The 7504-nt window shown below is 57.9% G+C and carries 8 protein-coding genes and 1 pseudogene; 3 read left to right on the top strand and 6 right to left on the bottom strand.

Going from position 1 to position 7504, the window contains the following annotated elements; genetic code table 11:
- Window positions 1-328 (bottom strand): annotated as a pseudogene (locus tag L0H14_RS11055) (hypothetical protein); the annotation flags it as partial.
- A gap of 75 nt (window positions 329-403) precedes the next feature.
- Window positions 404-994 carry a TetR/AcrR family transcriptional regulator gene (locus tag L0H14_RS11050; RefSeq protein WP_301421829.1) on the bottom strand — a complete coding sequence of 197 codons (591 nt, stop codon included), beginning with the start codon at window positions 992-994 and terminating at the stop codon, window positions 404-406.
- Between the two features lie 100 nt (window positions 995-1094).
- Between L0H14_RS11050 and L0H14_RS11045 the strand changes: the two genes are divergently transcribed.
- Both L0H14_RS11045 and L0H14_RS11040 read left to right on the top strand, forming a co-directional pair.
- Window positions 1095-1325: a hypothetical protein gene (locus L0H14_RS11045; protein WP_301421828.1), complete on the top strand. Its 231-nt coding sequence runs from the start codon at window positions 1095-1097 to the stop codon at window positions 1323-1325.
- A 43-nt stretch (window positions 1326-1368) separates the two neighbouring features.
- The gene (locus tag L0H14_RS11040; RefSeq protein ID WP_301421827.1) at window positions 1369-1863 is read left to right on the top strand and encodes a DUF3237 domain-containing protein; all 495 of its coding nucleotides are present in this window, start codon (window positions 1369-1371) and stop codon (window positions 1861-1863) included.
- Window positions 1864-1997: 134 nt separating this feature from the next.
- Here L0H14_RS11040 and L0H14_RS11035 read toward each other — a convergent pair whose 3' ends face one another.
- The 3 genes from L0H14_RS11035 to L0H14_RS11025 form a co-directional block, all read right to left on the bottom strand.
- The gene (locus L0H14_RS11035) at window positions 1998-2261 is read right to left on the bottom strand and encodes a type II toxin-antitoxin system RelE/ParE family toxin (protein ID WP_301421826.1); all 264 of its coding nucleotides are present in this window, start codon (window positions 2259-2261) and stop codon (window positions 1998-2000) included.
- A complete protein-coding gene (locus tag L0H14_RS11030; RefSeq protein ID WP_301419618.1) occupies window positions 2258-2491 on the bottom strand; it encodes a ribbon-helix-helix domain-containing protein in 234 nt (77 codons plus the stop codon). Before L0H14_RS11030 ends, L0H14_RS11035 begins: the two co-directional genes overlap by 4 nt.
- Window positions 2492-2623: 132 nt before the next feature.
- Window positions 2624-3718, bottom strand: a complete 1095-nt coding sequence (locus tag L0H14_RS11025) for a DUF418 domain-containing protein (protein ID WP_301421825.1) — start codon at window positions 3716-3718, stop codon at window positions 2624-2626.
- Between the two features lie 236 nt (window positions 3719-3954).
- On the opposite strand from L0H14_RS11025, the gene L0H14_RS11020 reads away from it, so the two are divergent.
- A complete protein-coding gene (locus L0H14_RS11020) occupies window positions 3955-5616 on the top strand; it encodes a gamma-glutamyltransferase family protein (RefSeq protein WP_301419620.1) in 1662 nt (553 codons plus the stop codon).
- A gap of 79 nt (window positions 5617-5695) precedes the next feature.
- On the opposite strand, the gene L0H14_RS11015 is transcribed toward L0H14_RS11020, so the two are convergent.
- A partial coding sequence (locus L0H14_RS11015; protein WP_301421824.1) for a glycine cleavage T C-terminal barrel domain-containing protein occupies window positions 5696-7504 on the bottom strand: 1809 nt, incomplete at its 5' end.

Genomic DNA, 7504 nt, shown 5'->3' with positions numbered 1-7504 from the left:
TGCCCAGCGATTTCAGGTAGCCAACGAAACCGGGTTGGGTTGCCGGCCGCCACGTCAACGAGTGGGCCGGCAGTTTGTAGAGACTGGCAATGCGTTCGATTTCAAACCAGGCGAGACCGAATAAGGCGTAGAGCACACCGAGCAGGACGATGACGCCGACACCGAGCACGAACAGCAGTCCGATGCCGGCGCCGATGGCACCACCGAGCAGTCCGATGACTGCCCATCCGAGTGAACCCATAACGGCCAGATGTAAGAGTGTCAGGCCCAACCGTAATGGCGGGCGGGCGGCTTTGTGAGCCGCTGGGGGAGCTGTTGTTGAAGTCATGCTTTAACAGTATGGTTCCGCGCGACAAAGCAACACCGAGAAACCCGGACACTTTGATTATGGAAAACCCGAACATCAGGGGGATAAGGTGAGCCCTAGGCGGTGCAGATAATGCAGCAGTGTTCTGCGGGCTTCGGCGGCGTCGTACTGGTAGACCGAGACCTGGATGCCGAGTCCCTGGACACACGCAAAGAGCGCGCGTGCTTCAGACTCTGAGTCAAGGTCGGTTGGTATGTCGCCTGCTTGCTGGGCCTGTCGCATGACACTTTGGGTGAGGTCGATGATTTCGGCATCTCCTGAAGTGAGTAACTCTTGGATTCGAGCTTCTTTTTCATTGCGGGCGGCAAACGCTAAGTTCACACGAATCGCATCACGCATTTCCGCTTTCTCGCCGAGCAGCAGCGTGAAGATCGTATAGAGCAGGGCGCTGGGGGAGGTGCTCTCCGACGGGGAGCTTTCTTCGATCATCCGCTCAATGAGGGCGTATGAGTGCTCAATTCCTGCATATAGCAGGTCATGTTTGGACGCGAAATAATGCTGAACCTGTCCCATAGAGATGCCTGCCTCGGTGGCTACCGCTCGCATGGAGACTGCATCAAGGCCCCGGTGGGCAACAAGGCGCCAAACGGCAGCGGCGATGCGCGATTTCTGCGCTGGGACATTCACGATTTTTGGCACCCTCAAAGTATAACAATACGAACGTATTGACATGGTTCATGACCACGTGAAAAAATACAAGTGTATTGTAAAAAGGCGGGCGGGTATCATGACGAATTCGAAGACGAAACTTCAAGCGGCGCAGGGGGCAGCCTTCTTTGTAGGGTTGAGTTTTGGCTTGTTGCCGCTGATTGGAAACCTCTTGGGGAAGGGCTCACTGCTGCTGAATATTGTGTTCCCCGACAACCCGGGTGCGTGGGAATGGTGGATACCACTGTTGGTCATAGCCGGCAGTGCTATCGCGGTCGTGGGATTAGAAGAAGTTAAACACCGATCGTGACTTGGTGTGTTGCCTTGAGGGCGGGCCGACTAGCCTAGAAGCTATGACTACTGCATCACATAGCACCGCACCACAGGCACCGAACCTGGAATACTTCGGCACATTGGATATTGAAGTTGATACACCAGTGGTGGTTGGTCGCACCCACGCCGGCCAGCGTCGTGTCATCCCGATTACCGGCGGCGCACTGTCGGGCCCAGGGGTTTCGGGTACGATCCTGAACGCCGGTGCTGATTTTCAGGTCATTCGTAGTGCAACAGAGTCTGATCTTGATGCCCGCTATGTCGTTGAGCTTGCGGATGGCGCACGCCTGTTCGTGACCAATGTTGCCTATCGAACCGGTTCAGCCGAAGATATCGCGGCGATTGCCAAGGGTGAGAAAGTTCCGGCCGAGCGTATCTATTTCCGCTGTGCTCCACGGTTTGAGGTCGCTGATACCCCAGAGACTTCCTGGCAGTGGTTGGAGTCGACCGTCGTCATTGGTTCTGGACGACGTGAACCCGATGCTGTGATTATTGACCTATGGATTGTGCGTTAGCACGCTATTTGTTGAGGCGCGGTGGCCAACAGCGGTTCTTGCCATCATGCGCAATCCCAAGAGTGCGACCACTGTGGGTGCGACCGGCAGGAGTGCTTGCCATGCGACTAGGTGCGGGCTGTGGTGGGGCAATTTTAGAGGTTTCGATACACCTGGCGTCGGTGATCTACATCAATGACTAGTACAAGCAGTTCGGCGTCTTGAATGCTTACCAAGATGCGGTAATCCCCAACACGATAACGCCAAAAGCCACTGCCACCTTTGAGGGGTTTGCCCGCTACTCTCGGATTTTCAGGATCAAGTTGTTCTAGATATTCACGGATCCGGTGTGCAACAGGCTTATCAAGCCGACGTACTTGTTTGTTTGCCTTGGGCGTGAAACGAATCCGATACGTCATCGATTGGTGTTATCCCAATCAACGTCTTCCATGTCAATAGCAGCCTCACCGGAGTCTTGGAATTCCGCAAGCGAGTCCTTCGCCAAATAGTAGTCCTCTTGATCTTCAAGGAATTCTTTGATCGCTTCAACGGTGTAAAAACTTTTTGTGCGTCCGGTTCTTTTGGCTAGTTCAGCCAGGCGATTATCCAATTCGTGGTCAATGCGTACATTCAGCTGTGTTTTTGTCATAGCGCCCACCTTCCCTTTGTTATACAAGTATAGCGTATTTGGTGGAGGTCACGTAGCCCAGTCCTTCAAGCAGTCCTGACGATTCAAACAACATGACCTGTTCGTCTAGTCCGGTAAGAACAGTGCATTTATCTAGCGAGTAAGGCGTGGTGGCCAGCGAAGCAGCCGTTCAAGCGGCCCGATTCCTAGGTGGCGCCACCACAGGTGCGCGGAGGCAATAAAGAATACCGACATGATCGCGATGGTCACGTACCCTTCCACGAGGTTGTTGGGGCCGGGGCGGACAAGCCAGGCCAAGATAAACAGGTGCGCCACATAAATGGTTAATGCCAGGCGACCGGCTGAGACCAACCAGCTGAGCCGGTGCACGACCACTTGCTCGCCCCGTAGGAACATGCCGATAACCAAGACTGCGCTGCCACAACCGGAGATCATCCACAGCGGCATTTGCGAATGGGGTTCTGCCGACATGAGCTGGTCCCACCCGTACTCCGATGTCGGGAAACCGTTGGCTACAACCAGGAGTAACCAGGTGATCATCGGGACGGTGGTGGCCACCGCACCCCAGCCGATGAGGCGGTGTTGCACTGTTCGCTCGGACAGTGCAAGCCGCCCCAACACCATGCCGAGGAGGAACGGTGCAAGCCAAACGGCCACGGGGTAGGCGCCGGTCAGTAGCGTGGCGTGGACTATGGTCCATAGTGGATCGGTGAATGAGGGTGCTGAGAAATCAAAGGTCGTGGAGGTTTTTTGTTGCATATACAGCCACACCACCGGACCCGCTACCAGGCTCACCATTGCCAACGCTGTCACCAACCAGGTGGGCGCTCGCAACAGCGGCAGACCACATAAAAACAGCACCCCGTAATAGGTCAAAATCACGCTGATGTCGTGATCGAGCATCTGGAGTGCCAACCCACTGAAAATCAACAGTGCCGCACGCCAGACGATGGTGTGCCATGGCAGTGGTGCTGAAGTCTGGCGGGAACGTTTGGTCATCAGCGACATACCGATGCCGGCAAGGATCATAAACAACAGCGATGCGCGGCCGTGGGGGAGATCGTAGATGAGTACGGCAAGCCCGGTTTCGCCGTCTTCTTTGCGCGGCCCAACATTGACGGCAAGCATTCCAACGATCGCAAGGGCGCGGGCAGCGTCAAGGCCGTGGAGTCTGCGAGACTTACCGTCGCTGCGATCCTTGGGGGTCGAGACCGGAGCTTGAGTCATATGCGGGTTCTGGTTTCGTGTGGAGGTCATCAGGTTTGGAAGTCTAAGTGCTTCAGCTTCATGCTAACTGGATACTCAACACGATTTGGCTTGACCAGGCCAAACACGCCGATACGAGTAAAATAGGGGCGGCACAGTCGTGTTACTGTGGCCAAATCTATGCTCTGACCGGAAGGAACCCGCGAATGTCGAGGCCCCTACCGAAAACGCGGTCCCGTTTTCGCATGCTGATATCCATGACTTCACTGGCGACGATGCTTGCCGTGAGCGGTTGCGCTGGCGAATCAGCAGAACAAGACCCCGTGACCCCTTCGACAACGCCCAGTGAACCGACACCACAGGAAACCACTGAAGAAGCCGAAGAAGAGACCTCCGAGGCAGCGGCTGAACTGAAGCAACACGGTGTGGCTGCCGCGCACCCGGATGCGGTGGATGCGGGGATGCAGATCTTAGAAGACGGCGGCAACGCCGTCGACGCGGCGATCGCCACCGCATTTGCCATCAGCGTGGTGGAGCCGTATGCATCAGGTATTGGCGGCGGTGGATCCACCCTGCTGGCCAGCCCGTCCATGGATCCTGTGGGCTATGACTACCGTGAAGTGGTGGCCGCAGACGGCAACATCCCAGACTCTGGCACGGGTGTGCCCGGGATGGTTGACGGGATGGCCACCCTGCACGAGGAACACGGCAGCATGGAATGGGCCGAACTCTTGGCCCCGTCCATCGAGCTTGCTGATGAAGGATTTGAAGTCACAGAGCTCTTGGCGCAGCGGTTCGAAAGTGACTGGGGGCCGGCCTCGATCTCTGGGCTGGGCCACTTCCATAGTTGGGGCCAGCCGCTTTCTGCCGGGGATACCCTGGTGCAGGAAGACCTGGCGGAGACGCTGAGAACACTGGCCGAAGAGGGGCCGGAGGACTTTTATACCGGCTCGATCGCCGAAGAGCTCTCCCAGGTTGATGGCTTGGATGCCCAAACCTTGGCGAACTATGAAACCGAAGAAGCCCCGCCGGTCAGTGGCACATTCGGCGAGTATGAGTTCGTCTCAGCCGCACCACCGCTGCCGGGGGCAGCCGTGGTCCAACAGCTCCAGATTGCCGAATCCCTGGGGGCAGGCGATTCGGCTCCGGGCTCGGCCGACTACATTGATCACACGTCCAATGCTTGGCAGACTGCGAATCAGAGCGTGAGCGATCACTTCGGTGACCCAGATTTCGTGGATGTTCCCACCGATCAACTTACCGATGCGGATTCCAACGCGAATTCGGCTGAACCGGCTTCGGCACGGGGAGCTCAGGGCGAAGAGGGTGAGCGTGCGGAAATCGAGGCCGGGAACACCACGCATGTGACCGTGGTCGATGACTCGGGCCTCACCGTCTCCATGACCAATACCCTGACCAGTTTCTGGGGTGGCAACGAATCCGAGTACGTGGGTGGCTTCTTCCTGAACGACCAGCTCTCCCGGTTCGAAGCCATCGACACCCCATCGAATCAGCCTGAGCCCGGACGTAAATCTGTCAGCTGGTCGGCGCCGTCACTGGTGCTGGATGATCAGGGACGAGTGGTGCTGGGCATTGGTACACCGGGCGGCCACCAGATTCCAAATATCCTGACTTCCGTTATGATCCCGTGGGGTCTGCAGGACGCACCGCTGCAAGAGGCCATCGATGCGCCCCGGCATAGCCTGCAAGATGGCGTGTTGGCCATGGAACAAGAGCCCAGCGCAGAAGTTACCGAGCTGATCGGCCAGCGTGGTTGGGAACCTCAGGTCACCACGCGCGCCGATGCGGTCTTTGGCTCGGTTCAGGCGCTGGAAATTGATTACGAAAACGGCAGCGTGATCGGTGCCAAGGATGCTCGCCGTGACGCCGACTATTCGGTAACCGACGTCGCAGAATAGTTCCGGCTGTTCGACAGCGCACACACATAGTGGCCGGCCCCGTAATTGGGACCGGCCACATGTTTGATGGTGGTGGGGTTTAGCCTGCGCTAAAGCCTGCTGGTTCGATGCGATATTCGGCACCGGCATCTAGCAGCGTATCCCACAGGTACTGGCCCGATGAGCGCTCGCAGTGCAGCAAGTAGCTGCGCATGCCCGATTGGTCGTTGCGGGCAATATCGGTGACCACACCGGCTACGGAGCTGCGTAGTGCGGCACCATCGGGCACCATATCATCGGCGAATTCCAGCGAGCACAGCTTATTGAGCAACCCGGCGGCGTCATCGCCGGTCAGCCGGAACATGGCCCGTCCGTGGGTGAGATCGACTGCCGTCGTCAGTTCATCGCTGGCAGCAGCGAGCTGTTGGAGTTCGGCTAGGGCAGTGTCTTGTGAATTGACCTCGGAAATCACGTGCCACTGACCCGGACCGGACCCGATCACCAGTGTGCCACCATCGCCCTGATAGACCCGACCGAAGTGGGTTTGCAGTTTATCGGCAATGGCACCGTTAGCCTTGCTGCGGACTTCGATCTTTGCCAGTGCGGACTGGTCCTCCAGCGTCAATGCTGCGGTGGATGGTTGGGCGCCGACCTCCCAATCACCGATCCGTGTGGTTGCCGCACCCAGGGCCATGGGGCCACGTGCCACGGGTTCGGCAAAGGTAATCAGCGACTGCGGTACGGTGTCGTTGTCCTTGCGTGTACCCTCGGGGTCCACGGCTGTCATACCTGACATCACTTTGGCCTGGATTGTGGACGCATCTGGCAGCCGAACATCCACCATAGTTCCTGGTTCGGAAAGCGATATGTCCACTTGTGCCAGACAGATCGACCGGTTCAGAGTGGGCGAGTGGCGACTCGAGGTAATCCGTCCGGCAATGTTGCCATTGGCATCCATGATTTGGCTTGCCTCGGTGGGCACAATGGTCGGGTCGACCGGTTGGAGCGCAACCATGCGTGGACCAGATTGTTTGTTCTTCTGCCAGAGCAGTTCCGGTTTGCCCACGAAGTCGTCTTTATCGAGTTTGACCGCCCAGTCCAGGCCGGCGCTGTAGGCCTGGGTGAGGCCGTCGGTGTCCTGGCCAATAATGAGCTGGCCGGATTCCAGACGTAAGACGCGCTGAGCTTCGATACCGAATGGGCCAACGCCGAGGTCTTTGCCGGCTTCTAGCAGGGCTTCCCAGACGTGCAGACCGTAGGCGGCCGGGACGTGAATTTCATAGGAGAGCTCACCGGTGAATCCGATGCGCCACAGAATGGTGTCAGCAACACCGGCGACCGTGCCGGTGCGTACCTGCATGAACTTGAATGCCTCGGACGACAGGTCGACGTCGGTCAACCGTGACAGCAGAGTTCGGGCATGGGGGCCGGCGACATTGATACTCGTGTAGGCGGTGGTCACCGGTGTTGCATGGACCTGCCATTCGGGGCGGTAGGCTTGCAGCCATTCTTCGATCCAGTCCCAGACTCGACCGGCACCACCGGAAGTGGTGGTCAGCAGGTAGTGGTCCTCGCCCAGGTGGGCGGTCACACCGTCGTCCATGACCACGCCGTCTTCAGACATCATGGCACCGTAGCGGACCTTACCGATATCGAGTTTGGACCATTTATTGGAGTAGAGCAGGTTGAGCAGTTTGGGCACATCGGGGCCGCGCAGGTCGATTTTGCCCAGCGGGCTGACATCGATGATGCCAACCTTTTCCCGGACCCGGCGCACCTCAGCTTCTGGATTGCCATAGTGTTCTGGACGAATCCAAGCACCGGCCACCATCGGGGTGGCGCCGTGGGCCTCGTGCCACGGCTGGATCGACGAGTACCGGACCGGATCATAGATCTGACCAGCCAGCGC

Origin of the sequence: Yaniella sp., assembly GCF_030453185.1 — a bacterium.
Classification (GTDB): Bacteria; Actinomycetota; Actinomycetes; order Actinomycetales; family Micrococcaceae; genus Yaniella.
This window is presented reverse-complemented; position numbering and strand designations above follow the sequence as displayed.